Raw genomic sequence first — 24,569 nt, forward strand, 5'->3', positions numbered from 1 at the left:
ATGGAGGTAAAATTATGACTATAAGAATAAATAATATAGTGCTTGATATAGATGACGATTTATCTTTAATAAAAAACAAAGTGGCGAAAAAATTAAAAATTTCAAAAAGCGAAATTCCTAATTTGAAAATAATAAAAGAATCAATAGATGCTAGGAAAAGAGATATCATAAAGTTTAATTATTGCCTAGAACTTGAACACAAAAATGAAGCGTTAATAGTTAGTAGAGCCAATGATAAAGACGTTAAGATAGATGATAGTGTTTTTATAGAAGAAGTAAAGCCTGGAAGCAAGCCTATGACTAATAGACCGGTGGTTATAGGTATGGGACCAGCGGGTTTATTTGCAGCGTTGCTTTTAGCTAAGAGTGGTTATAGACCACTAGTGTTTGAAAGAGGAGAAGCTGTGGATGAAAGAACAGCTACTGTGGAAAGATTTTGGAGTACAGGGGAATTAAATAAAGAATCCAATGTTCAGTTTGGAGAAGGTGGGGCAGGAGCTTTTTCAGATGGAAAGCTAACAACAAGAATTAAGGATAGAAGATGTGACTTTATTTTAAGTGAACTCATAAAAGCTGGTGCACCTGAAGAAATAGCATATATGGGTAAGCCTCATGTGGGAACAGATATACTTAAGACAGTAGTTAAAAATATAAGAGAACAAATTAGAGCTTTTGGTGGAGAGGTTCATTTTTCATCTAAGCTTGAAAGAATAATACATAAGGATGGTTCGGTTAAGTCTATCATAGTCAATGGAAATGAAATTCCTTGTGACAATCTTATAATAGCAATAGGGCATAGTTCTAGAGATACTTATGAGATGATGTGCAGAGAAGGGATAATTATGAATCAAAAACCTTTTGCTATAGGGGTGAGAGTAGAGCATCCACAAAGTTTGATAGATATCAATCAATATGGTAAGTTTGCAGGCCATCCGAGATTAAGAGCGGCAGAGTATAGGCTTACCCATACAAGTGATAGATTAGATAGGTCTATATATTCCTTCTGTATGTGTCCAGGAGGCGAGGTTGTGGCTGCAGCTTCAGAAGAAAATAGGTTGGTGGTTAACGGAATGAGCTACCATGCAAGAGATAAAGAGAATGCTAACTCAGCGGTTGTTGTAACTGTTGGTCCTAAGGACTTTGAGGGAACATCCCCTTTAGCTGGAATGGAATTTCAAAGGCATTATGAAGAGTTAGCCTATAAGGTTGGTGGAGGTAACTACATAGCTCCAGTACAATTGGTGGGGGATTTTTTAAGAGACAAAAAAAGTACAAGGCTTGGAAAAGTAAGTCCTTCATATACGCCTGGATATAATTTTAGAGAACTTAAAGATTGTCTTCCTTTATATGTAACAGAAGCTCTTAAGGAAGGACTTGTTAATTTCGATAAGAAGATAAAGGGGTTTGCTGATGACAGTGCAGTTATGATCGGCATAGAAACGAGAACCTCTGCTCCTGTAAGAATAGAGAGAAATGAAAATTTAGAGAGTATTTCCTTAAAGGGCATGTATCCTGCAGGAGAAGGTGCTGGATTTGCTGGAGGCATAGTTTCAGCTGCTGTTGATGGCTTAAAGGTTGCTGAAAATATAATAAAGAATTTTTGTCCACTAAACAATTAAGTTATATGGGGGAATAATAATGATACAACAACCTAAATATGCGACGCTTCAAAAAGTAAGAAATGATAATAGAACCTATGGTATTACGCCTAGAATTCCAGGAGGTTTTATAAAACCGGAAGATCTTGTTAAGTTTGCAGAAGTTGCAAGGAAGTATAACGGAGTTATAAAAATAACCTCTGGGCAAAGAATAGCTATACTAGGATTAAAAGCCGAAGATGTGGAGAAAGCATGGGAAGAACTTGGTATGGAGCCAGGAGTAGTATCGCCTTACTCTGTAAAAAATGTTGAAATGTGCCCAGCATCCTTTTGCAAGAGAGCTAAGCAAAATTCATTAAAACTTGGTATGAAGCTTGAAAAAAGATTTTACGCCGCTGCAGCACCTAACAGAACAAAAATAGCTGTTGTTGGTTGTAGAAATTCTTGTACTAGTGCTTATTCTAAAGACATTGCTGTTATAGGTGACAAGGAAGGATATCTTATAGCTGTAGGCGGCAGTTCTGGATTTTATCCTAAACTACCACATATAATAGCAGAAAAACTTTCTGAGGATGAGGCTTATAATATGGTTGAGGCTGTATATGAGTTCTACAACACTAAGGCTGAGTTTGGTGAAAAAATGTCAGACTTTATAGAGAGAATTAGCATAGAAATCTTCAAGGAAGGTCTAAGTCAGGTATATAATAAATAAAATAGAAAATCACTGATGAGTAGTTCATTGGTGATTTTTATTTTATCTAGGAAACTATAAAAATATAAAAAAATTTCTATAAATTTTCAGAAAACTTCTATTTTATAAGTTTTTTTTGTTAAAATGTTGTTAAAGACAATTTTATATTAGTCTAATATGTATTTATGTTGTTAATTGTAATTTAAATATTAATCTTAGTAGATGTATAATAATTAGTAAGTGCATATATACTGAATTTTAACAGGCTATATGAAGTTGTAAATTTTATATAATAATTATTTATATACAGACTAGAAATGATATAATTATTTTATATTTTAGAAATATTAGTATAAAATAGTATAGTTATTTCTTATAAGTATATTATTTTTATAAATAAATTTGTTATAAAATTAACAAGAAGTAACTAAAGATTCCTAAATCCAATTTAGAGTTGCACTTGTCTAAACATCTTTTATAGTCATGAGCGGTTTAAGCATATGTATCTTGAAAGTTGAATTAGGGAGTTGTAATAAATTAAAAAATTAAGAAGAGGTGCAGTATAAATGAGTAAAAATTTTGATGAATTACTTTCAAAGCTAAAAGAAGTATCAAAGAAAAAGGTATCTGTTGCAGTTGCTCAAGATGAGCCTGTACTTGAAGCAGTTAAAGCAGCTAAAGAAAGAGGAATAGCTGATGCTATATTAGTTGGTGATCAAGTTAAGATAAGAGAACTTGCAGAAAAAATAGGTATGGATTTAACTGAATATGATCTTATTAATGAACCAGATCCTAAAAAAGCTGCACTTTATGCTGTAGAGCTAGTATCAAAGGGAAAAGCTGATATGGTTATGAAAGGATTAGTAGATACTGCTACTTTCCTAAGAAGTGTTCTTAATAAGGAAGTAGGATTAAGAACAGGAAAGCTAATGTCCCATGTAGCTGTGTTTGAGGTAGAAGGAATAGACAGATTGATATATGTAACTGACGCTGCTTTTAATACATATCCTGATTTAAAAGCAAAGATTGATATATTAAATAACTCAGTTAAAGTTGCACATGCTTGTGGATTAGAACTTCCAAAAGTAGCTCCAATTTGTGCTGTAGAAGTTGTAAATCCTGATATGCCTGCTACTATAGATGCTTCATTACTTTCAAAAATGAATGATAGAGGACAAATAAAGGGTTGTATAGTTGATGGACCTCTTGCTTTCGATAATGCTTTATCAGAAGAAGCAGCACATCATAAGAATGTTAAGGGACCAGTTGCTGGAAAAGCAGATATTTTCTTATTACCAAACATAGAAACTGCAAATGTTATGTACAAATGCTTAACTATGACAGCAAAATCTAGAAATGGTGGTATTTTAGTTGGAACTTCTGCTCCAGTTATACTAACTTCTAGAGCAGACAGCTTTGAAACTAAAGTAAATTCAATAGCTTTAGCAGCATTGGTAGCTAATACTAAATAGTGTAATTAAATCCACATAGATGGTATAATTTATTTGATTGGTTTCTATAGAATAATTCTTCAAGGAGGAGAAAACATGGCTTATAAAATACTAATAATAAACCCAGGTTCAACTTCAACTAAAATAGGTGTTTACGAAGATGAAAATCCAGTAATAGTAGAGACACTTAGACATTCTGCAGAAGAAATAGATGCATATGCTACAATTTATGATCAATTTCAATTCAGAAAAGATGTTATACTTAGCGTTTTAAAGGAAAAGAACTTTGATGTAACTACTTTAGATGCTGTAGTAGGTAGAGGTGGAATGCTTAAACCTATGGCAGGTGGAACTTATGAAGTAAATGAAGCTATGCTAGAAGATCTAAAGGTTGGAGTTCAAGGACAACATGCTTCAAACCTTGGTGGAATAATAGCAAACGAAATTGCTAAGGAAATAGGAAAGAAAGCATTTATAGTTGATCCAGTTGTTGTTGATGAGCTTGAGGCTGTAGCTAGACTTTCTGGAGTTCCAGAACTTCCAAGAAAGAGTAAGTTCCATGCTTTAAATCAAAAAGCTGTAGCAAAGAGATATGCTAAAGAGCACGGAAAAGCATACGAAGATGTAAACATAATAGTTGTTCATATGGGTGGAGGAGTTTCTGTAGGAGCTCATAAGAATGGTCAGGTTGTTGACGTAAACAATGCTCTTGATGGAGATGGACCATTCTCACCTGAAAGATCAGGAGGAGTACCTTCTGGAGATCTTATAAAAATGTGCTTTAGTGGTAAATACACTGAAGACGAAGTTTACAAGAAGATAGTTGGTAAAGGTGGATTTGTTGCTTATCTAAATACAAATGATGCTAGAGATGTGTTAAAGCTTGCTGAAGAAGGCAATAAAGAAGCTCAATTAGTTTTTGATTCATTTATTTATCAAGTATCAAAAGCTATAGGTGAGTTCTCAGTTGTTTTAAAAGGCAAGGTTGAAGCCATAGTATTAACTGGTGGTATAGCTTATGGCCCAAAAGTTACTGCAGCTATAACAAGCAATGTAGACTGGATTGCTCCAGTTGTAGTTTATCCAGGAGAAGATGAACTTCTAGCTCTTACTCAAGGAACTATAAGAGTTTTAAATGGAGAAGAAACAGCAAAAGAATATAAGTAAGAAGAATTAAAATATTGAGATTATACATGGGACAAGGTTTCAACAAAAACTTTTACCATGTATAATTTTTTTTAGCCTATATAAATACCATAGGTAATTATTTGCCTATTTTGTCTATATATTGTTTATATTTTATGGTATTATGTTATTAATTGATTATAGTGTTAGAATAAATATACTTTAACTTGATAAATTATAGATAGAGATATATTAATTAGATTTAAAAATATAAATTTTACTAATAAGTGCTACTGCTATATATAAATTTAAATTTTAAATAATTTATGCATTATAAATTTACGGGGGTGTCATATGAGAACATCACTAAATATAACTAATAAGCTTACAAAGTTATCTGAAATGCAGGGAGACTCAATATTTCAAATACTTGAGTTCGATGAGCTAAATGGTGGAAACGATATAGATTCTGCTGTTAAGTTTAAATTCATGAAGGATGCAGGAATTAAACTTAAGCAGATAAGAATAATTCTAGAGGATAGTGCTGTAAAGTTAGAATCAGGTGCACTGAGCTATATGAAGGGAAGTATAGAGTTAGAGAATAAGGTCGGTGGAGTTCTTGGCTTTGGTAAGAAGCTTATAAATAGCAAGCTTACTGGAGAAACTTTATTTAAGCCTAGGTATATAGGCTCTGGCGAAATATTTTTAGAACCTTCCTTTGGGCACTATGCATTATTAGAGTTAGATGACGAGGAAGTAATAGTTGATGATGGATTGTTTTATGCCTGTGAAGATTCTGTAGAGGTTGGGGCTTCGATGCAAAAGTCTATATCATCAATGCTTTTGGGCAATGAAGGGGTTTTTCAGACTAAGATAAGCGGTAGTGGAGTTGTTGCCTTAGAAATACCTGTTCCAGAAAATGAGATATTTAAGTGCAGACTATCAAATGATACATTAAAGGTAGATGGTAACTTTGCCATATTAAGAACAGGAGGAATCGAGTTCACTGTAGAAAAGTCTGCAAAGTCAATAATAGGCTCCACTACTAGTGGTGAAGGTTTTCTTAATGTATATAGAGGCACTGGTGAGGTTTGGTTAGTTCCTACTAAAGTCATATATGATAAACTTCAAAGTACTAGCTTAAGCAGTATGACAAATCCTACAGGAAATCACAATAATGAGCAGTAAATAGTAATGCACTAAATATAATGGTCTAAAGTTTGCTAAAATAATGTCTATGTTTAATATAAACATGTTAATTTAACAGAGCTAAAATAGTATATTTTCAGAATATATGGTTTTATAATTGAAGGTTTAAATTAGAAGATTCAATGATGCTGAGTTTTGTGATAGAATAGAAGTATTATGGCATTTTTATGTATAATGAGAAGGGGTTTAGATATAAAGCTTTAGCTCATTTTTTAAACTTAAGGAGGTGAGCCTAATGGATCTTATGACTGGTGTTGTTGTTGCGTTCCTAGCTGCTTTTGTTATTGTTGGAGTTTATGTTACTGTAAAGAGCGAACAATTTAAAAAAGAAGAGATGAAGAAGAACGAAAAATAATAGAAGTGGCCAAATGCAGGTAGTTTCCTGCATTTTTTCTATATAAGTCTAAACTGTAAGGCGTTTTTTTATTGTTGATTAACCGTTCCAACAATAAATACAAATAAGGAGGAATAAAGATGCCATTCATTAATTCAAAGGTGACAGTAAGTTTAACAGAGGAAAAAGAAGAAAAGTTAAAGAGCGAGCTTGGAAAGCTTATATAGGGTTCCCAGCTGAAAACTTAAGTTATACAAGGTAGTTTCTAGCATATGCTAGCGAATAAATTTCATCTTTCTTAACATTAAGTTCGGTAAAGATATTTTTAATATCTGAAATAAGTTCATAAATAGAAGATCTTACAGATGGTCTAAACAGTTTTGCCTTCAAGTTACGCCATATATGCTCCTGCGGATTCATCATTGGAGAATATTTGGGAAGATTTATTATCTTTAATCGAGCTCTATTTTCAAAGTAAAATTTTTTCATAGAGTTGCTTGTATGGTTTTTAGCATTATCCATAAATACGACTACCTTTTTACCTTCATTTAAGTTAAGCAAATGGCTAATGTGAGATTTTACTTCTTCTGATGTTATTGATTTATTTGATGGGTAGATATCATTAACAGTATGGAAATCATTTAAAATTGAAGTTGAGCCAATAATATTAACACCGTCGTGAGAACCGTTTTTTTCAAGAACAGGGGGATGGCCAATAGGGCTCCAAAATTGACGATTATCTGACTCTACGCTGACGCCAGTCTCGTCTAGTGCATAAACCACTGTATCAGATGAAGACTCTAAAGTACTCAGTAGATTTGGCATTTTTTTTTAAACTCCTCTTGTTCCTTAATATCTGCTTTTGTTGGCTTAGGTTGAGCGCGTTTATAGGATATACCTTTGGAAAGTAAAACTTGCCTTATGGTTTCTTGACACACTCTTATTCCATATGTTTGCTCAACATAATATGATAAAAGGGCACATGTCCATGTATGCGCGGTAAACTGAAAATCTATAGGAGTTTTATTATTAACAACATATACTATGTCATCGATTATACTAGGTTCTAATTTACTAACAGATCCGCCACGATGATCTACTATGGCTTTCAGTCCAGAACTATTCCAATCAACAATATATTTTACGATTGTAGGGTTGCTCAACCCAGTGAAAGCCATGATATCTGGAGTGCTTTTATTAAAATATCTCATTATTATTACAGTTAAAAACACTCTACTATACTTAGATTCTATAGTATTTTTTAGCTCAATCAGATTTTCAATTGTTTCTCCGTGTAATGACTCTATTTTAAAATGTTTTCTACCCATGATCTAACCACCTTTCTCCGTACATTTAGTATTTGACAAAGAAATATGGTTATTCAGAATAACTTAAACTTAGGGCTGGGAACCCTATATAGGGTTCCCAGCTGAAAACTTAAGTTATACAAGGTAGTTTCTAGCATATGCTAGCGAATAAATTTCATCTTTCTTAACATTAAGTTCGGTAAAGATATTTTTAATATCTGAAATAAGTTCATAAATAGAAGATCTTACAGATGGTCTAAACAGTTTTGCCTTCAAGTTACGCCATATATGCTCCTGCGGATTCATCATTGGAGAATATTTGGGAAGATTTATTATCTTTAATCGAGCTCTATTTTCAAAGTAAAATTTTTTCATAGAGTTGCTTGTATGGTTTTTAGCATTATCCATAAATACGACTACCTTTTTACCTTCATTTAAGTTAAGCAAATGGCTAATGTGAGATTTTACTTCTTCTGATGTTATTGATTTATTTGATGGGTAGATATCATTAACAGTATGGAAATCATTTAAAATTGAAGTTGAGCCAATAATATTAACACCGTCGTGAGAACCGTTTTTTTCAAGAACAGGGGGATGGCCAATAGGGCTCCAAAATTGACGATTATCTGACTCTACGCTGACGCCAGTCTCGTCTAGTGCATAAACCACTGTATCAGATGAAGACTCTAAAGTACTCAGTAGATTTGGCATTTTTTTTAAACTCCTCTTGTTCCTTAATATCTGCTTTTGTTGGCTTAGGTTGAGCGCGTTTATAGGATATACCTTTGGAAAGTAAAACTTGCCTTATGGTTTCTTGACACACTCTTATTCCATATGTTTGCTCAACATAATATGATAAAAGGGCACATGTCCATGTATGCGCGGTAAACTGAAAATCTATAGGAGTTTTATTATTAACAACATATACTATGTCATCGATTATACTAGGTTCTAATTTACTAACAGATCCGCCACGATGATCTACTATGGCTTTCAGTCCAGAACTATTCCAATCAACAATATATTTTACGATTGTAGGGTTGCTCAACCCAGTGAAAGCCATGATATCTGGAGTGCTTTTATTAAAATATCTCATTATTATTACAGTTAAAAACACTCTACTATACTTAGATTCTATAGTATTTTTTAGCTCAATCAGATTTTCAATTGTTTCTCCGTGTAATGACTCTATTTTAAAATGTTTTCTACCCATGATCTAACCACCTTTCTCCGTACATTTAGTATTTGACAAAGAAATGTGGTTATTCAGAATAACTTAAACTTAGGGCTGGGAACCCTATAGAAGTAATTCCAGGAAAAAGTGAAGATTGGTTGATGGTAGGCTTTGAGGAAAATCAAACTTTATATTTCAAGGGTAGAAGGTTGCAGTATGGTGCTTTCGTAGAGGTGAAGATATTTGGAGGAGCTACTAAGGATGCACTTAATAAATTTACTAAGGCTCTATGCGCTCTATATGCAAAGGAACTTTCTATTAACCCTGATTGTATTTATGTAAAGTATGAGGAAGTTAATAATTGGGGCTGGAATGGAGCAAATTTTTAGTTAACATATAAGAAACAGGCGTTTAAAAAGTGATAGGAGTAAATAAAACTTGATTTAAAGTTTTATTTACTCCTATATTCATTATATATCTGCTAAAGCAAACTTCTTTTCTATAAATCTAAAAGATGAGGTGAAGAAGGTTGTCATGGTTAGGTACATTATTGATGCCATGAAGAAGATCTCTAAGGGTCTAAAAGATTCATTTGCCATGTGTTGTGCATTGCTCATTAAATCTGTCATTGCAATAGTTGAAACTAAAGCTGTATCCTTAAGCAAGGCTATAAACTCATTTGCAACTGCGGGAAGCATTCTTCCAAAACTTTGAGGAAGTATTATATAAAATACTGTTTGGATGTAGTTTAAGCCCTCAGTTTGAGCTGCTTCCCATTGATTTTTATTTACTGAAAGCATAGCACCTCTTATTGCTTCTGCTACATAAGCTGATATGTTTATGCTTAACCCTAGTATAGCGGCTTCAAAGGAAGTAAGAGTAATATTAATCTCTGGAAGACCAAAGTAGATTATAAACAGTAAAATCATCAATGGTATCCCTCTAAAGAACCAAGTATAGAAGGTTCCTATGGATTTGAAGATCTTGTTGTTAGAAAGTTTCATTAAAACAACAATGAATGCTAATACTAATCCGCATAATATTGATATAACTGTAAGTTCTATTGTCATCAAGCAACCTTCAAATAAGATTGGAAGGTATTTTGCAATAATTTCGCCTTTCATAAAAACAACCTCTCTGTAATTGATATAAATTATTTTGAAGATGTGATATCTTCACCAAACCAAGTTTTTGATATTTTAGCAAGAGTTCCATCCTGTTGCATATCTTTTATTATCTTATCAAAACTATTTTTAAGGTCACTATCTTCTTTTCTAAGACCTATAGCAATAGGTTCAGTAGTTACTGCTTTGTCTAAAACTTTATATGTGTCAGCTTTTTCTTTTATATAATATCTTGCTACTAATTCATCTACAACTACTGCATCTATACGACCAATTTTTAAATCTTGAAGGGCTGCGATGTTTTCATCATATAATTTTGTGTCTTTGTAAGTTGACTTTGTATCTTTTATTGCATCTTCGCTTGTACTTCCTTTTTGAACACCTACTATTTTCCCTTTTAGATCATCAGGTGATGGGATAGATGTATTATCTTTCTTTACTACAACAACTTGTCTCTCATTTAAATACGGGGTAGAGAAAGCTATTTCTTTTTCTCTCTCAGCTGTTACGCTCATTGCAGAGATTATTACATCAAACTTTTTCTGTTTTAAACCTGGTATTATACCATCCCAGTTGTATGGCATGAACTTTATTTCTTTGTTTAGACGCTTTGATATTTCTTTTGCCATATCTATATCGAAACCTTGAAGATCACCCTTACTATTCTTAAAGCCCATTGGTGGAAAGGAATCGTCTAATCCTACTATTATAGTGTTAGAAGAAGCTGAATCTTTCTTTGCCTGTCCACAACTTACTAATGAAACTGATATTGTCGCTATAGAAACAATTGTTAATAATCTTTTCATAAACTTATTCATATAAAACATCCTCCTAAGTAACTTATGAGTTCATTATACTTTAATATAATAAAGTTGTAAAGTGATAAATAAGTAAAAATATTACCAATTACTAAAAGATATAGCAATGTTGGTTGTAAGATGTTAAAATACTGATGTGAGGTGATTACATGAGCAATTATGAATCAAAGCTAAAAAGTGAAGATATTGACTATTTTTTTAAAGCCATATTAAGTCTGGAAAATATAGAAGAATGCTATAGGTTTTTTGAAGATGTAGCTACTATAAATGAGATAAAGGCTTTAGTGCAAAGGCTACAAGTAGCTGCTATGCTTAAGGGTAAAAAAACATACACAGAGATAGCAAATGAAACAGGAGCTAGTACTGCTACTATAAGTAGGGTAAATAGATGCTTAAACTATGGAAGCGATGGTTATAATATAGTTTTAGAAAGATTAGGTTTAATAGAAAAATAATAAAACAATGTTTTATAGCTTAATTACATATAATAGCGATAATATAGGATAAAAGCCACTATCTAAAGGAGATAGTGGCTTTTATTAATTTTTTAAATAGGTATTGCCAACGTAACAATGTTTTGTTATACTAAATCCATGGAGGGATTAAAATGGAAGAAAACTTGATATCAAAAAAAGAATTATTAGAACTGACAGGAATATCCTATGGTCAATTATATAGATGGAAGAGAAAAAATCTAATTCCAGAAGAGTGGTTCATTAAAAAATCATCTTTTACAGGACAAGAAACCTATTTTCCAAGGGATAGAATACTAGATAGAATCAATGTAATCTTGCAGATGAAGGATGATGTTTCGTTAGATGACTTGGCGGAGAGATTTCAGGGAACAACAGTGAAAGCTAACTTTTCTATTCAAGAATTAGTGGAAAGAAACATTGTTACGCAGTATGTTGTAGATATGTTTAAAAACAGCTTTAGGTTAAAGGAGGAAATTAGCTCTGATGAAATAGTATATTTATCTTTATATAATAAGTTATTAGATCAAGGAAATTTAAATATAGATGAAATAAACTTCACAATTAAAGGGTTGATAGATAATTATATTAATATAAAAAATAAAGACTATGAATTGGTCTTTATAAGAAGGCTTGGTGTAGGAATAGGTATTCTAGCTGAAGCAGGAAATGTTGTTTTAGGGGATGGAAAGATATTAGAGAGAATAAATATAAATAGTTTTACTGAAAAAGTGATAAGTAACTTGATATAGGAGGGTATTATGAATAGAGAATTTTATAGTGATAGAGGAGATTTGGAGATTTCAGGAGCTGGTAAGTCAGGAGGAGGAAAATATAACAGGGTAGAAGTTAATGGAGCTTCAAAAATTAATGGAGATATTGAATGTGTTGAATTTGAAGCTTCAGGTGCAGCTAAATTCGAAGGAAATGTAAAAACAGTTTCGTATAACGTAAGTGGGGCTACTAAGTGTCTAGGAAATGTAGAAGCTGATTTTTGTGAGATTAGAGGTGCAGGTAAAATAGAAGGAAACCTACATAGTAAGGATAGTAAGATTGAAGGAAGCTTCAAAGTAGGCGGAAATTTTATAGGAGAAATTATTGATATACAAGGTGCAGCAAAGATAATTGGAGACTGTGAAGCTGAAGATTTTATATGCTCTGGAGCTATTACTATTGGAGGGCTTCTAAACAGTGAAAAAGTATCTATTGATATTGCTGGTCGTTCTGAAATACCTGAAATTGGCGGTAAGATTATAAATGTAAAACTAGCACCCTTTGGCATTGGATTTTTATCTAAGATAACTAAAGCCTTGTTTAATACCTCTGTTAATGAGTTAAATTGCAATGTGATAGAGGGCGATGAGATTTACCTGGAGGGAACTGAGGCTAGAATAATAAGAGGAAATGATGTTGTTATAGGTAAGAAGTGCACTATTCAAAGAGTTGAATATAAGAATAGTCTTTCAGTTGATCCAAGTAGCAAGGTTCTAGAACAAATAAAATTATAAATTTAAGGAGGAAATTAGAGATGGAAAGAATGTATTTCGAAGATAGATCAGATTTAAAGATATCAGGGTCTGGTAAAACTGGAGGTGGAAAATTCAATTCAGTAAAAATAAGCGGGTCTGGAAAGATAACTGGAGATATAGATTGTGTTGATTTTAAATGTTCAGGATCATCTACAGTAGAAGGGAATATAGAATGTTATGAATGTAAGGTAAGCGGAGAAACCACTATAAGAGGAAATGTAAAAGGTTCATCATTTGTGGTGTCTGGATCTTCATCAGTAAATGGCAATATTGATAGTGAAGATGTAAGAATAAGTGGAGATTCAAATATAGGTGGAGATATATTTGTTAAGAGTTTAAAAATCTCCGGGGGCTCAAGGATTGGTGGTAACTTAAAAGGTGAACAGATTTCCGTGTCTGGAGGTATAAAAATAGGCGGTAACTGTGAGGCTGAATATTTTAGATGTTCTGGAGAGTTTAATATAGGAGAGATGCTAAACGCAGAAAAAATAGAAATAAACCCTGCAGGAGAGTGTAAAACTCAAGAAATTGGTGGCAAAGAAATTGAAATAAGACTTAGAAGTAATGATTTCTTTTTAGCTAGCTTTATTAAGTTCATATCTCTTAACAGAAGCAGAGTAGTATGCGATTCTATAGAGGGAGATAATATCTATTTGGAGGCAACAAGAGCAAAGATAGTAAGAGGAAATAACATAACTATTGGGGAAAGATGCGAGATCGATACCGTAGAGTATAGTGGAGAAATAAATATATTGGATGGTGCTGTTGTTAAGAATCAAATTAAGATATAGTTTATTCTAATCAATGATTGTAGTTAATGAAATAGTTAATATATTAAATATGGAAATTAACTATATTAATAAAATATAATGATTAAATTAAAATAATTAATTTATTTATTAAAAAAAGTAAGGATAATCATTTACAAAAGATAATCTACTTGCTATAATAAGCATTGGAAGGAGTTGCCTTATATGTATAAAGCTATAAGTAAGTGCCCTATATGCGGAGGATTGCTAAGAGTAACTAAGCTTAAATGTGCAAAATGTAATACAACTATAGAAAATGAATTTAGTTTTTCAAAGTTTGAATCTTTATCAAAGGAGCAGCTTGCATTTGTTGAAGTATTTCTAAAATGCAGAGGGAACATTAAGGATGTTGAAAAGGAGCTTGGGATATCTTACCCAACAGTAAGAGCTAAGCTAGATGAAGTGATTAACGAACTTGGGTTAAAAGAAGATAATGAAAAACAAAAGAATGATGAGATTTTAGATAAACTTGAAAGAGGAGAAATATCTGCAGAAGAAGCGGCAAGTCTTTTAAGAAGAAATAACTAAAATAATAAATAAAAGGGGAAGATTATTTATGCAAGAGGAAGTTCTAAGAGTCTTGAAAATGATAGAAGATGGAAAGATTGATGCTGAAAAAGGGGCTATGCTAATCGACGCTTTAAAAAATAACAGCTTAGATAGTGAAGAGAAATTTGATGTGGAAGAAGTAACAGCTGAAAGTAAAGTTATTAATTCTGAAGAATTGAATCCTTATGTTAACAACCAATGTAAATCTTTTGATGAGAAGATGCTGTATGTAAAAGTGGATTCGCATGATGGCGATAGAGTAAATGTGCAGTTACCGATGAGTTTTGTGAAAAAGGTGATAGAGGCAACAGGTAGCATTCCAATAAGGGCTGAAGGAATTGACACTAAGATAGATATGGAAATGCTTAAGAGTGCCATAATGAACGATATATCGGGTAAATTAGTAGATATAGAAAGTCATGATGGAGATAAAGTTCTAGTAATAATTGAATAGGGGAAGTAATGATGAGCGAAGAAGTAAGAGAAATACAAAGTTCCGAAACTACAGAAGAAAACTCTTTAGATAGAGTAGAAAAACTATGGAATAAAAACTTCTTTCTACTTTGGCAAGGACAGCTCGTTTCTTGCTTTGGAGATGCAATATACGAAATAGCTTTAGGCTTTTGGGTTTTAGCAGTTACAGGATCTTCAGCACTTATGGGAACCATAATGGCCATTACAATGATTCCGAGGATTATAATATCACCCTTTGCTGGAGTATTAATCGATAGAGCAAATAGAAAGGTTATAATTTTACTTTCGGATTTTATAAGAGGTGCAGCAATTATATTAGTTGGAGTTGCTATATATAAGGGAGCTGGCGCAGTATGGATGGTAATGTTGGCAGGTATACTACTTGGTATATGTTCAGCTTTCTTTGGCCCAAGTATAAGCTCTGTGATGCCTGATATAGTTCCAAAATCAAGACTACTACAAGCAAATTCTAGTTATCAAATGTCTACAACAGGAGCAAACCTCGTAGGTACTATGTCAGGGGGGGCTATATTTGCAATTCTTGGAGCTCCTATTATGTTCATATTAAATGGATTTTCATATCTTTTCTCCGGATTTATGGAGTTATTCTTAAAAGTTCCTAAGGTTATTCACAAAAAAGAAAAAGCTAATTTTAAAGAAGATTTTATAGATGGACTAAGCTTTTCAGTAAAGTTTTCTGGATTAAGAAATATAATTGTCCTGGCTTGTGTTATCAATTTTTTTTCCCAGGTAGGAATAGTACTAATCATGCCTTATTTTAATTCTACTCCAGGCTTAGATGCAAAAAAGTACGGTATTGCTATGGGGATATTTACTCTAGGCATGATATGCGGAATGATGTTTCTGTCTGTAGTAAAAATTGCTCCAAAGAAAAAGTTTAATATATTCGTATTAAGTGGAATTGTTAGTATGGGTGCTATGGTTGCTGCACCTATAACTGAGAATATATATGCTATTTGTATATTGTTATATATAGCTGGTTTATTGAATGCTATATTAAATACTTTACTGAATACAACTACTCAGTTAATAGTTCCTCAAGAGATGAGAGGAAAGGTTTTTGCATTGATGGGAACTTGTACTCAAGCACTTTCACCTATAGGCATGATAGTCGGAGGGGTTCTAGGAGGAATATTAGGTTCAAAACAAGTTATAGTTGGAAGCTTTAGTGCAACTATTATATTTATAGCATTTTTCGCCTTTATGAAATCTGCAAAAAAGGTTATTAATTATGATCCTGAGCATGAAACCTTAGAAGATATAATGTAATAATCGTAATTACTGATTAATGAGTATGCATTTACTAGCTAATAAATGATATGTGTATATATAACTTCATAGAAAATTCGTATTTTTTATATCTTTTTATAATATAGAAGAATTTTCGGAATAAATATTAGGCTTATGTTCTTTTCAATGCTTAAATAGCTAGAAAAATTCAGATTGGGGGAAGGGTAATGAAAATAAGTGTAAGAGAAAAAAACGGCAAGGGATTAAATATAAGAGTTCCCATGGGAGTTTGCAGATTTTTTATTAAAACTGGAATGTTTGGATTAAGGCACTCGAAAGACTATATAGATGAAGAGGCTTTAAAGTATTGTAATCCAAAGCTAATGGATATGGCATTAAAGGAATTAAATAAAAACTATAAGGGACTGACAATAGTGGACGTTCAGGATAGTGATGGAGACCATGTTAAGATAACGATCTAACATGCATAGGTGCCTTAAGGTGCCTATTTTTTTATGATTATTTTTATCTCTTTAGGATACTTTATATTTATGAAGGTTGAAGGAAAATGTAGAGAAAGAGGCTTATCTGGATATTAAAGGGATAAATGTAAGTAATGTGACGAAATTTGTGTGAATTTTAATAGTATCGTAATTTCTTCGTTGTTGCTTAATTAGATTAACCTTCATATAATATACACTAGAGGCTATTTACTATAATATAAACTTTAAGGATTTTATGAGGTTTTGTTTATAGTTAGTCATATATACAAAAAGTAAAAATGCAAAAGTGAGGTATATATTATATGGGAAGAATGTTTGGAACTGATGGAGTTAGAGGTATAGCGAATACTGAGCTTACTGCACTTACAGCTTATAATCTAGGAAGAGCTGGCGCTTATGTATTAACAGAAGGAACACATAAGCCAAAGATCTTAGTAGGCAAAGATACAAGAATATCCTGTGATATGCTTGAATCAGCTTTAGTTGCAGGTATATTGTCAGTTGGAGCAGAAGCAGTAGCAGTAGGCGTAGTACCAACTCCAGCAATAGCTTATCTAACAAGAGAGTATGGAGCTGATGCTGGAATAATGATATCAGCATCCCATAATCCAGTAGAGTACAATGGAATTAAGTTTTTTGATAATAGAGGATATAAGCTTCAGGATGAACTTGAGGATGAAATACAAAGAATAATAGAAAGTAACTTTGAAGGTGTTCCAAGTCCTACTGGAGAAGCTGTTGGAAGAAAGAGAAGAGAAGTTGGAGCTTTAGAAGATTATATAGAGTTTGCTAAAAATACAATTGCCTTTGATTTAGATGGATTGAAAGTTGCATTAGACTGTGCAAATGGAGCTTGTTACTCTGCAGCAGTTCAAGCCTTTAGAGATCTTGGCGCAGACGTTTTTATCATAAATGACAATCCAGATGGAACTAATATAAATGAAAATTGTGGATCAACTCATCCTGAGGAACTTATGGATTATGTTGTTAAAAAGGGTTGTGATGTAGGTTTTGCCTTTGATGGAGATGCAGATAGATGTCTTGCAGTTGATGAAAAGGGTAAGCTTATCAATGGAGACTATGCCATGACCCTTTGTGCAAAGCATCTTAAAGAAATAGGAAGATTAAAAGACGATACACTAGTTGTGACAGTTATGAGTAACTTAGGACTAAAGATTGCTTGTGAAAAGGAAGGTATAAAAATCATAGAGACTAAGGTTGGAGACAGATACGTACTTGAAGAGATGGTTAAGGACGGATATGTACTTGGTGGAGAACAATCAGGACATATAATATTCTTAGATTTCAATACTACAGGTGACGGCTTAGTTACTGCACTTCAAATGGCGTCAATAATTAAAAAGAGTGGAAAATCATTAAGTGAATTAGCATCTATAATGCATGAATTACCACAAGTACTTGCAAATGCTGAAGTTCCAAATGAAATGAAGAACATACATGAAGAAGATGAAGAGATAAGAAATGAAATCAGAAAAATTGAAGAAGCTCTTCATGGAGTAGGAAGAGTTCTTATAAGACCTTCTGGTACAGAACCTTTAGTAAGAGTTATGCTTGAAGGAGAAAATCAAGAGGAAATAGATAAGTTAGCTCATGATTTAGCTAAGCTAATAGAGCAAAAAGCAAATAAGTAGGCTCGTTAAAGTACCTAGTTGAAATTAAGTGGTCAGTCATCCGATGCTTACGCTAATAGCTCGCTGATATAGCATCTCCTTCATGATCACGTAATTTTAGCAATATTATTAAACATAGCCAGTAAGTAAATATAAGGTTATAGAAAGATGTTCATAGGGATGGGCATCTTTTTTGTCGTCTGACAGATTTTCCTCATATACATTAGGACAGAAAGATGCGCAAAAAAAGTCTAATGAAGAAGGCTGCCTCAGTGAGATCTTTTATTTAGTAATATAAACCACATAATAAAAGTATAATAAAATGAAAGCTTTTTTGGAGGGTGCTTAATGAAGAGAAAAGAATCAATAAATGAGGCTGAAACGGAAAAAACAAAAAGAAAAACAATTCTTAAAAACTCTAAGTTTTTGTTAGTCACTGCACTTTTATTATTGGTATTGGCTGCTTCAATACTTATAAACTTAAGTAAAATAACAACTTTTTACTACATAAAAAGGGCAGAGATTACTGTTAACTCAAAAAACTATGATGCTGCAATAAATTATTGTGATAAAATTCTAAAAACATCTGATAAGGATAGCAAAGCTATAGTTTTAAAGGCTAAAGCTTTGGAAGGCAAGAATGACATCATAGGAGCAATTAAATTACTTAATGATAGTATTTCTAAGTTTAAAGGTGAAGAGTCCTTAAAATTACAATTAGATGATGTAATAAATTCTTTAAAGTTTAATCAAGAGAGTATTAATATTTACGAAGGCCAAAGTTTGGTTATGCCGAGCAAAATAAAAGCTCATACATCTGATAATAAGGAAGTTGAGTTAGATGTAAAGTGGTTTGCTAAACCTCTATCTACAGATATTGCAGGGACTTATATATTAGGAGGAAATCTAGAACTTATAAATAAACCTGTAGAGTGTAAGCTAGATATAATAAAATTTACTGGCAATACTGAAGGTAATATAAATAATAAGTCAAATATGGTTCGAAAAGATAGTTCAATTTATTTTGTAAATGGTGAAGACAATAATAACATTTATAAGATGAATATAGATGGAACGGAAAAGAAAAAGCTTACAGATATAAAGAATGAAAATAATTTAATTACAACTTTTTATAATCTGAGGTTAATTGATGACGGTTTGCTAGGAACTAAGCTAACTGGTTATATAAATTCCGATTATAACACTGAAGTATTTAGAATGGATACTAATGGAGCGGGATATAAAGTTATATCTCAGGGAAAATATTCAGATATATTAGATGTAAATAACAAGAAGGTATTCTACAAGGAATACTATCCAGATAGCTCAACGGATAAATATTTTGAATATGATATAGCTAATGATAAGAGTGCAGATATAGACCATGAGTATTTGAAATCTAGAAATTTAAATACTGGAGAAATATCAATTACTAATCCTCGAGATAAGATGTTGGCCAAGTATATACAAACTACTGAAAAATATGAGTATAGTTTTATGTTAAATGACAAAGATATAAACTATAATTACTTTAGCAATCACAGTGGTGAACTTCATAAGAAGGATATCAGTACTAAGGAAGATAAGCTTATTGAGAAAAATATTTTATGTGCTAATATATTAAATAATAAGATATATTTTTCAAATAATGATGGAATATATGTGATTGATGAAGTAAGTTCTTCTAAGAAGAAGTTATTAGACATAAAAGATGCAACAGACATAAACTTATGCGATGGTTATCTAACCTACAGAGATACAAGTACAAATTACATCAAGCTTCTAGATTTGAAAACTAAATAAACTGTTAGTGAAGGTATGGTTAGGATGTAGATTATACTTGCTATCAATTTAGACACTACGAAACTCACTTAATTAATTGGAGGGATGAGCTTTGCCAATAAATAAATATACCAAAGAGAGTGATGAAAAGCTAAAGGAAAGATTAACTCCGCTTCAATATGAAGTAACGCAAAAAAATGGTACAGAAAGACCTTTTACAAACGAGTATGATACAAACTTTGAAGAAGGAATTTACGTGGATATAGTTTCAGGAGAGCCATTATTTGCATCTAGTGATAAATATAATTCAGGATGTGGATGGCCAGCCTTTACAAAACCTATAAATAATGACTTCATAAAGGAAAAAGCTGATTTAAGTCATAATATGCATAGAGTAGAGGTAAGAAGTGCAGACGCAGATTCTCACTTAGGGCATGTATTTACAGATGGACCAGAAGAAGAAGGCGGATTAAGATATTGTATTAATTCAGCCTCATTAAGATTTATACCGAAAGATAAGTTGGTACAAGAAGGTTACGGAGAGTTTATAACCTTATTTGATAATATAATCTAAAAATTATATTGCTACAATTATCTGCTATGATAAAATTTAATTGTGAAATGATTTATCCATAGATGTATTACTTATTAATAAAACTTATATTTTTCCTAGTACACTAAAGGAAATTTTAAGATATAGGTTTTGTTACTAAGTATGCATCTATATTTTTTATTCTTTATGAATTTATATTTTAGATAAAGTATAAGATTTTTTGTTAGCTAAACGTAGCAATTCTAATTAAGAAAGAGGTGTTCTAATGGAGCATAGGGTAAAGACTAGAGCAAAGGATGAATTTATAGATATTACTTCTATAATAAGACAGGAATTAAAAGATAGTGGTGTTAGAAATGGGATAGCAGTAGTTTTTGTGCCACATACTACTGCAGGAATTACTATCAATGAGAATGCAGATCCAGACGTTGTTTCTGATATACTTTTTGCTTTTAGAAAGGTATTTCCAGAAAGTAAAGAATTTAAACATTTTGAGGGCAATTCACACGCTCATATAAAGGCATCCTTAATGGGATCTTCTGTGAATCTAATAATAGAGGATGGACAACTTAAGTTAGGTACTTGGCAAGGGGTTTACTTTTGTGAGTTCGATGGACCGAGAGATAGAAAGGTATATATAAAAATTATAGAGGGCTAAGTTGTATAATTAGAGTTTATGAATATATAAATCAATACAGAGTAAGATAGAAACATAAAAGATTTTAGCAGTCTTTTATGTTTTTTATTTTCTGGCTAGGTTAAAGCACCGCGGTTAAATTAATTGCTCTCATATAGCATCTCCTTCTTAACCACTTAATTTAAACAACATTCTTAAATATAGCATATTATTTAAATCTAAAATTTATAAAAATCATGATTAAAGGTTCTAAACAGTAATTAAAAAAAGATTATATTAAAAAAACATAAAAGTTTTATAAAAACACTTGACTGTTGAGAATTGGTATCATATAATTTATATATAGTTAGTTACAATAAGTTAGTAACTAATATTAAGTATAAAATAACATATGAATTCTAATATAAAAAATAAGTATAAATCTTACGGAGGTAATTAAAATGGAAAAAAACTTTTTCGATGCTATAGAAAGCAGAAGATCCTTTTACGGAATTAGTAAGGAAGCAGTAGTTTCCGATGAAAAGATAAGAGAGGTTATTGAGAAGGCAGTGAAGTATGTACCATCTGCATTTAATTCTCAAAGTGCTAGAGTAATCTTGTTGCTAGGAGCTCAACATGATAGGTTATGGGATATTACAAAGGATGCATTAAGAAAAGTAGTACCAGAAGATCAGTTCAGTTCTACAGAGGACAAGATAAATTCTTTTAAAAATGGCTATGGAACAGTATTATTCTTTGAAGATAGTAGTGTTATTGAATCTTTACAAAGTCAATTTGCTTTATATAAAGATAACTTCCCAATATGGTCTCAACAAGCAAGCGGTATGCATCAATTTGTTGTTTGGACAGGATTAGAAATAGAAGGTTTTGGAGTTTCTTTACAGCACTATAATGAGCTAATCGAGCAAGATGTAAAGAGTGAATGGAATGTTCCTGCCAACTGGAAGCTTATAGCTCAGATGCCTTTTGGAAAACCAACAGCAGAACCAGCTGAAAAGCAATTTCAACCATTAGAAGAGAGAGTTAAAGTATTTAAATAATATAAATTATGTTAATGAAAATCGCATTTGCGATTTCTTTATATAAAATATCGGGATATAAAATCACTTTATATAGGTGTTTTATATCCCGAATTAATTTTTCCTACGTACTTATTTCACTTTAATCTTAAAAATATCACTTGTCCAGTGACCTTCATCATATCCTACTCCAACCTCAAAGATATATTCACCTTTCTTAGAAGGGACTGTAAGTTCTCCACTAGTCACATTGCTGTATTCTTTGTATATATTTTTAGAGTATCCAGAAGTACATTGATAAATCAGTATGAGCTTTGGGGCAACTCTTGTTTTAAGCTTAAACTGAATCTTTTCATCCGTTTTTACTATTGTAGCATTTATATTCTTAGTTAGTTTTATAGGCTCTTCAGTAATAAAACTGCTTCCATCAAGGTTACTGTCCATCCAAGAATGTTCTCCATGAACAGTAGAAATTTTTGTTTCATTATATCTTACAAGAAGCTCTGGCTCTTTTAGGGGGATATTCTTATTTGTATAGTTTAGAACTCCTAATATTATAACCACTATTATTAGAATAGTTAGTAAGATTGCTTTGGCATGCTTCAATTTTTTATCCTCCAATGCTGATTATATATTGTATACGAAAAGGTTTCTTAAATAGTTTAGTGTAGCATATATTTAATTTTCAGAATTAGAAAAAAATTATACTGATGAAAAGGTTATAATAAGGGCATAAGATTAATTAAAGCAATCAATAATAATCATTAATATAATATTTTTTATTCTTTAGAGGAGATTACACTTCAGATAAAGCTGTGGATAAACATGCTTGGATAGATTAATTGCCTATATAAGACAAAGAATAAAAAAAGAAAACTTATTGTTCTGACATAGTTTCCTTATATACATTTGGAAAGACCAGAGGCAAGATATTCTATTAAGAAAGTTACTTTAGAAAAACTTTACACATATCAATAATTAGGAGGTATATTTATGAAAATGAAAGAAGGATTTTTATGGGGAGGAGCAACTGCTGCTAACCAATTTGAAGGTGCATGGAATAAGGATGGCAAGGGGCCAAGCACTGCAGATATGATGACAGGAGGTACTCATACTACCCCAAGAAGAATTACTCCTGTTCTGGAAGAAGGAACATATTATCCAAGTCACGAAGCTATTGATTTTTATGGACATTATAAAGAAGATATAAAGATGTTTGGAGAAATGGGATTTAAGGTATTCCGTATGTCAATAAACTGGAGCAGAATATTTCCAAATGGAGATGATTTAGAGCCAAATGAAGAAGGCCTAAAGTTCTATGATAACGTATTCGATGAACTTAAGAAAAATGGAATCGAACCATTAGTAACAATATCTCATTATGAAACTCCATTTGGACTTACACAAAAGTATAATGGATGGGCAGGAAGAGAAGTTATAGATTGCTATTTGAGATATTGCGATACTATCTTTAAGAGATACAAGGATAAAGTAAAGTACTGGCTTACTTTCAATGAAATCAATGTTCTTACAATTCCTTTTGGAGCATTTATGGGGGGAGGAATATTGACTAAGGAAGATGAGAATTCAGACCAAACTAGATATCAAGCGCTACACCATCAATTCGTAGCTAGTGCAAAGGCTGTTAAGTTAGGACATGAGATTAATCCAAACTTTAAGATTGGATGTATGATAGCATATATGACCCTTTATCCACTTACATGTAATCCAGATGATATATTGTTAGCTCAAAAAGAAGATCAGCTTAGAAATATGCTTTGCGGAGATGTTCAAGTAAGAGGATACTATCCAGCATTCTCAACAAGATACTTTGAAGAAAAGGGCATAAGCATAAAGATGGAGCAAGGTGATGTTGAAGTCTTAAGAGAAGGTACTGTTGACTTTTATTCCTTTAGCTACTACATGTCAAATGCAGTTAGTGCTGATCCAGAAAAGCAGGAAGAAGCAAAAGGAAATTTACTTGGAGGACTTAAGAATCCTTACTTAAAAGCTTCAGATTGGGGATGGCAGATTGATCCTAAGGGATTAAGATGGACCTTAAATCATATTTATGATAGATATCAGATACCAGTAATGGTAGTAGAGAATGGTCTAGGTGCAGTAGATGTTGTTGAAGAAGATGGATCAATAAATGATGACTATAGAATAGAGTATCTAAGAGATCATATTCTAGAAATGGAAGAGGCTGTTAAAGATGGTGTAGAGCTTATGGGCTACACAATGTGGGGATGTATAGACCTAGTAAGTGCTTCTACTGGAGAGATGAAGAAGCGCTATGGATTCATATATGTCAACAAAGACAATGAAGGCAATGGAGACCTTAGCAGAAGACCAAAGAAGAGTTTCCATTGGTATAAGAAGGTTATTGCTTCAAATGGTGAAGATTTATCATAAAAAATAGTTGAATAGGTAGTAATCAAGAAAAGAAGGTTAATGTAATCATCGGCCTTCTTTTTTACTTTTTGGAGGAAGGTATAGAGCTTTTACGTATATAAACCTAGTGTTTT

Annotated in this window: 26 protein-coding genes and 1 pseudogene; 20 read left to right on the top strand and 7 right to left on the bottom strand. The window is 32.2% G+C overall.

Translation table 11 applies throughout. The annotated features are described in order from the left end of the window. Nucleotides 1-14: 14 nt before the first annotated feature. From C1I91_RS03995 to C1I91_RS04015, 5 genes are all read left to right on the top strand, one after another. Nucleotides 15-1,619: an NAD(P)/FAD-dependent oxidoreductase gene (locus C1I91_RS03995; protein ID WP_128211345.1), complete on the top strand. Its 1,605-nt coding sequence runs from the start codon at nt 15-17 to the stop codon at nt 1,617-1,619. Nucleotides 1,620-1,638: 19 nt separating this feature from the next. Then, complete coding sequence (locus C1I91_RS04000; RefSeq protein ID WP_128211347.1) at nt 1,639-2,310, top strand: nitrite/sulfite reductase domain-containing protein; 672 nt, start codon at nt 1,639-1,641, stop codon at nt 2,308-2,310. A 545-nt stretch (nt 2,311-2,855) separates the two neighbouring features. Further along, nucleotides 2,856-3,761, top strand: coding sequence for a phosphate butyryltransferase (ptb, locus tag C1I91_RS04005; RefSeq protein ID WP_128211349.1), 906 nt, complete (start codon nt 2,856-2,858; stop codon nt 3,759-3,761). Between the two features lie 75 nt (nt 3,762-3,836). Further along, nucleotides 3,837-4,907, top strand: coding sequence for a butyrate kinase (buk, locus tag C1I91_RS04010; RefSeq protein WP_128211351.1), 1,071 nt, complete (start codon nt 3,837-3,839; stop codon nt 4,905-4,907). Nucleotides 4,908-5,219: 312 nt separating this feature from the next. Continuing rightward, nucleotides 5,220-6,053, top strand: coding sequence for an AIM24 family protein (locus C1I91_RS04015; RefSeq protein WP_128211353.1), 834 nt, complete (start codon nt 5,220-5,222; stop codon nt 6,051-6,053). A gap of 604 nt (nt 6,054-6,657) precedes the next feature. Here the strand turns inward: C1I91_RS04015 and C1I91_RS04020 are convergent. From C1I91_RS04020 to C1I91_RS04035, 4 genes are all read right to left on the bottom strand, one after another. Next, complete coding sequence (locus C1I91_RS04020) at nt 6,658-7,233, bottom strand: transposase (RefSeq protein WP_128211354.1); 576 nt, start codon at nt 7,231-7,233, stop codon at nt 6,658-6,660. Further along, nucleotides 7,218-7,736, bottom strand: coding sequence for a helix-turn-helix domain-containing protein (locus tag C1I91_RS04025; RefSeq protein WP_128211356.1), 519 nt, complete (start codon nt 7,734-7,736; stop codon nt 7,218-7,220). Before C1I91_RS04025 ends, C1I91_RS04020 begins: the two co-directional genes overlap by 16 nt. A 114-nt stretch (nt 7,737-7,850) precedes the next feature. Next, the gene (locus C1I91_RS04030; protein WP_128211354.1) at nt 7,851-8,426 is read right to left on the bottom strand and encodes a transposase; all 576 of its coding nucleotides are present in this window, start codon (nt 8,424-8,426) and stop codon (nt 7,851-7,853) included. Then, nucleotides 8,389-8,928, bottom strand: a complete 540-nt coding sequence (locus C1I91_RS04035) for a helix-turn-helix domain-containing protein (RefSeq protein WP_128211358.1) — start codon at nt 8,926-8,928, stop codon at nt 8,389-8,391. Before C1I91_RS04035 ends, C1I91_RS04030 begins: the two co-directional genes overlap by 38 nt. 62 nt (nt 8,929-8,990) lie before the next feature. On the opposite strand from C1I91_RS04035, the pseudogene C1I91_RS04040 reads away from it, so the two are divergent. After that, nucleotides 8,991-9,278: pseudogene (locus C1I91_RS04040) on the top strand (phenylpyruvate tautomerase MIF-related protein); the annotation flags it as partial. An 81-nt stretch (nt 9,279-9,359) separates the two neighbouring features. Here C1I91_RS04040 and C1I91_RS04045 read toward each other — a convergent pair. Next, a complete protein-coding gene (locus C1I91_RS04045; protein WP_128211362.1) occupies nt 9,360-10,013 on the bottom strand; it encodes an amino acid ABC transporter permease in 654 nt (217 codons plus the stop codon). 29 nt (nt 10,014-10,042) lie between these two features. Further along, nucleotides 10,043-10,831, bottom strand: coding sequence for an amino acid ABC transporter substrate-binding protein (locus C1I91_RS04050; RefSeq protein WP_164880430.1), 789 nt, complete (start codon nt 10,829-10,831; stop codon nt 10,043-10,045). Between the two features lie 149 nt (nt 10,832-10,980). Here C1I91_RS04050 and C1I91_RS04055 point away from each other — a divergent pair, with 149 nt between their 5' ends. The 13 genes from C1I91_RS04055 to C1I91_RS04115 all read left to right on the top strand — a co-directional run bounded on the left by C1I91_RS04055 (nt 10,981) and on the right by C1I91_RS04115 (nt 22,062). Continuing rightward, a complete protein-coding gene (locus tag C1I91_RS04055) occupies nt 10,981-11,286 on the top strand; it encodes a YerC/YecD family TrpR-related protein (protein WP_128211366.1) in 306 nt (101 codons plus the stop codon). A 152-nt stretch (nt 11,287-11,438) separates the two neighbouring features. Then, entirely contained in the window at nt 11,439-12,056 is a 618-nt protein-coding gene (locus tag C1I91_RS04060; protein ID WP_128211368.1) for a DUF4004 family protein, read from the top strand. A 9-nt stretch (nt 12,057-12,065) separates the two neighbouring features. Next, nucleotides 12,066-12,812 (top strand): polymer-forming cytoskeletal protein, encoded by a 747-nt coding sequence (locus C1I91_RS04065; protein ID WP_128211370.1) that lies wholly within the window; start codon nt 12,066-12,068, stop codon nt 12,810-12,812. Between the two features lie 20 nt (nt 12,813-12,832). Beyond that, nucleotides 12,833-13,624, top strand: coding sequence for a polymer-forming cytoskeletal protein (locus C1I91_RS04070; RefSeq protein WP_238475919.1), 792 nt, complete (start codon nt 12,833-12,835; stop codon nt 13,622-13,624). 183 nt (nt 13,625-13,807) lie between these two features. Then, on the top strand, nt 13,808-14,170 hold the full coding sequence (locus C1I91_RS04075; RefSeq protein WP_128211371.1) for a DUF2089 domain-containing protein: 363 nt from the start codon (nt 13,808-13,810) through the stop codon (nt 14,168-14,170). Between the two features lie 28 nt (nt 14,171-14,198). Further along, nucleotides 14,199-14,645, top strand: coding sequence for an SHOCT-like domain-containing protein (locus C1I91_RS04080; protein ID WP_128211373.1), 447 nt, complete (start codon nt 14,199-14,201; stop codon nt 14,643-14,645). An 11-nt stretch (nt 14,646-14,656) separates the two neighbouring features. Further along, a complete protein-coding gene (locus C1I91_RS04085; RefSeq protein ID WP_164880431.1) occupies nt 14,657-15,955 on the top strand; it encodes an MFS transporter in 1,299 nt (432 codons plus the stop codon). 188 nt (nt 15,956-16,143) lie between these two features. After that, nucleotides 16,144-16,398 carry a hypothetical protein gene (locus tag C1I91_RS04090; RefSeq protein WP_128211377.1) on the top strand — a complete coding sequence of 85 codons (255 nt, stop codon included), beginning with the start codon at nt 16,144-16,146 and terminating at the stop codon, nt 16,396-16,398. A gap of 323 nt (nt 16,399-16,721) precedes the next feature. Further along, nucleotides 16,722-18,071 carry a phosphoglucosamine mutase gene (glmM, locus tag C1I91_RS04095; protein ID WP_128211378.1) on the top strand — a complete coding sequence of 450 codons (1,350 nt, stop codon included), beginning with the start codon at nt 16,722-16,724 and terminating at the stop codon, nt 18,069-18,071. 327 nt (nt 18,072-18,398) lie between these two features. Then, nucleotides 18,399-19,853 carry a DUF5050 domain-containing protein gene (locus tag C1I91_RS04100; protein WP_128211380.1) on the top strand — a complete coding sequence of 485 codons (1,455 nt, stop codon included), beginning with the start codon at nt 18,399-18,401 and terminating at the stop codon, nt 19,851-19,853. A gap of 97 nt (nt 19,854-19,950) precedes the next feature. After that, on the top strand, nt 19,951-20,406 hold the full coding sequence (gene msrB / locus C1I91_RS04105; RefSeq protein WP_128215911.1) for a peptide-methionine (R)-S-oxide reductase MsrB: 456 nt from the start codon (nt 19,951-19,953) through the stop codon (nt 20,404-20,406). A 244-nt stretch (nt 20,407-20,650) separates the two neighbouring features. Further along, a complete protein-coding gene (locus C1I91_RS04110) occupies nt 20,651-21,043 on the top strand; it encodes a secondary thiamine-phosphate synthase enzyme YjbQ (RefSeq protein WP_128211382.1) in 393 nt (130 codons plus the stop codon). Nucleotides 21,044-21,462: 419 nt separating this feature from the next. After that, nucleotides 21,463-22,062, top strand: a complete 600-nt coding sequence (locus C1I91_RS04115; RefSeq protein ID WP_128211384.1) for a nitroreductase family protein — start codon at nt 21,463-21,465, stop codon at nt 22,060-22,062. 111 nt (nt 22,063-22,173) lie between these two features. Here C1I91_RS04115 and C1I91_RS04120 read toward each other — a convergent pair whose 3' ends face one another. Continuing rightward, nucleotides 22,174-22,647 carry a hypothetical protein gene (locus C1I91_RS04120; RefSeq protein ID WP_128211386.1) on the bottom strand — a complete coding sequence of 158 codons (474 nt, stop codon included), beginning with the start codon at nt 22,645-22,647 and terminating at the stop codon, nt 22,174-22,176. Between the two features lie 387 nt (nt 22,648-23,034). Between C1I91_RS04120 and C1I91_RS04125 the strand changes: the two genes are divergently transcribed. Continuing rightward, nucleotides 23,035-24,456 (top strand): glycoside hydrolase family 1 protein, encoded by a 1,422-nt coding sequence (locus C1I91_RS04125; protein ID WP_128211388.1) that lies wholly within the window; start codon nt 23,035-23,037, stop codon nt 24,454-24,456. The last annotated feature ends 113 nt before the right edge of the window (nt 24,457-24,569 follow it).

Origin of the sequence: Clostridium manihotivorum, assembly GCF_004015185.1 — a bacterium.
Classification (GTDB): Bacteria; Bacillota; Clostridia; order Clostridiales; family Clostridiaceae; genus Clostridium_AR; species Clostridium_AR manihotivorum.

What these genes read in the sequence shown, in the direction of transcription:
- C1I91_RS04085 (WP_164880431.1), top strand. Translation starts at nt 14,657, where the DNA reads ATGAGCGAAGAAGTAAGAGAAATACAAAGTTCCGAAACTACAGAAGAA.
- C1I91_RS04115 (WP_128211384.1), top strand. Translation starts at nt 21,463, where the DNA reads ATGGAAAAAAACTTTTTCGATGCTATAGAAAGCAGAAGATCCTTTTAC.
- C1I91_RS04060 (WP_128211368.1), top strand. Translation starts at nt 11,439, where the DNA reads ATGGAAGAAAACTTGATATCAAAAAAAGAATTATTAGAACTGACAGGA.
- C1I91_RS04020 (WP_128211354.1), bottom strand. Translation starts at nt 7,233, where the DNA reads ATGCCAAATCTACTGAGTACTTTAGAGTCTTCATCTGATACAGTGGTT.
- glmM (WP_128211378.1), top strand. Translation starts at nt 16,722, where the DNA reads ATGGGAAGAATGTTTGGAACTGATGGAGTTAGAGGTATAGCGAATACT.
- C1I91_RS04065 (WP_128211370.1), top strand. Translation starts at nt 12,066, where the DNA reads ATGAATAGAGAATTTTATAGTGATAGAGGAGATTTGGAGATTTCAGGA.
- C1I91_RS04090 (WP_128211377.1), top strand. Translation starts at nt 16,144, where the DNA reads ATGAAAATAAGTGTAAGAGAAAAAAACGGCAAGGGATTAAATATAAGA.
- C1I91_RS04100 (WP_128211380.1), top strand. Translation starts at nt 18,399, where the DNA reads ATGAAGAGAAAAGAATCAATAAATGAGGCTGAAACGGAAAAAACAAAA.
- C1I91_RS04035 (WP_128211358.1), bottom strand. Translation starts at nt 8,928, where the DNA reads ATGGGTAGAAAACATTTTAAAATAGAGTCATTACACGGAGAAACAATT.
- buk (WP_128211351.1), top strand. Translation starts at nt 3,837, where the DNA reads ATGGCTTATAAAATACTAATAATAAACCCAGGTTCAACTTCAACTAAA.
- C1I91_RS04000 (WP_128211347.1), top strand. Translation starts at nt 1,639, where the DNA reads ATGATACAACAACCTAAATATGCGACGCTTCAAAAAGTAAGAAATGAT.
- C1I91_RS04075 (WP_128211371.1), top strand. Translation starts at nt 13,808, where the DNA reads ATGTATAAAGCTATAAGTAAGTGCCCTATATGCGGAGGATTGCTAAGA.
- C1I91_RS04050 (WP_164880430.1), bottom strand. Translation starts at nt 10,831, where the DNA reads ATGAATAAGTTTATGAAAAGATTATTAACAATTGTTTCTATAGCGACA.
- C1I91_RS04110 (WP_128211382.1), top strand. Translation starts at nt 20,651, where the DNA reads ATGGAGCATAGGGTAAAGACTAGAGCAAAGGATGAATTTATAGATATT.
- C1I91_RS03995 (WP_128211345.1), top strand. Translation starts at nt 15, where the DNA reads ATGACTATAAGAATAAATAATATAGTGCTTGATATAGATGACGATTTA.
- C1I91_RS04055 (WP_128211366.1), top strand. Translation starts at nt 10,981, where the DNA reads ATGAGCAATTATGAATCAAAGCTAAAAAGTGAAGATATTGACTATTTT.
- C1I91_RS04030 (WP_128211354.1), bottom strand. Translation starts at nt 8,426, where the DNA reads ATGCCAAATCTACTGAGTACTTTAGAGTCTTCATCTGATACAGTGGTT.
- C1I91_RS04025 (WP_128211356.1), bottom strand. Translation starts at nt 7,736, where the DNA reads ATGGGTAGAAAACATTTTAAAATAGAGTCATTACACGGAGAAACAATT.
- C1I91_RS04070 (WP_238475919.1), top strand. Translation starts at nt 12,833, where the DNA reads ATGGAAAGAATGTATTTCGAAGATAGATCAGATTTAAAGATATCAGGG.
- ptb (WP_128211349.1), top strand. Translation starts at nt 2,856, where the DNA reads ATGAGTAAAAATTTTGATGAATTACTTTCAAAGCTAAAAGAAGTATCA.
- C1I91_RS04080 (WP_128211373.1), top strand. Translation starts at nt 14,199, where the DNA reads ATGCAAGAGGAAGTTCTAAGAGTCTTGAAAATGATAGAAGATGGAAAG.
- C1I91_RS04015 (WP_128211353.1), top strand. Translation starts at nt 5,220, where the DNA reads ATGAGAACATCACTAAATATAACTAATAAGCTTACAAAGTTATCTGAA.
- C1I91_RS04045 (WP_128211362.1), bottom strand. Translation starts at nt 10,013, where the DNA reads ATGAAAGGCGAAATTATTGCAAAATACCTTCCAATCTTATTTGAAGGT.
- C1I91_RS04125 (WP_128211388.1), top strand. Translation starts at nt 23,035, where the DNA reads ATGAAAATGAAAGAAGGATTTTTATGGGGAGGAGCAACTGCTGCTAAC.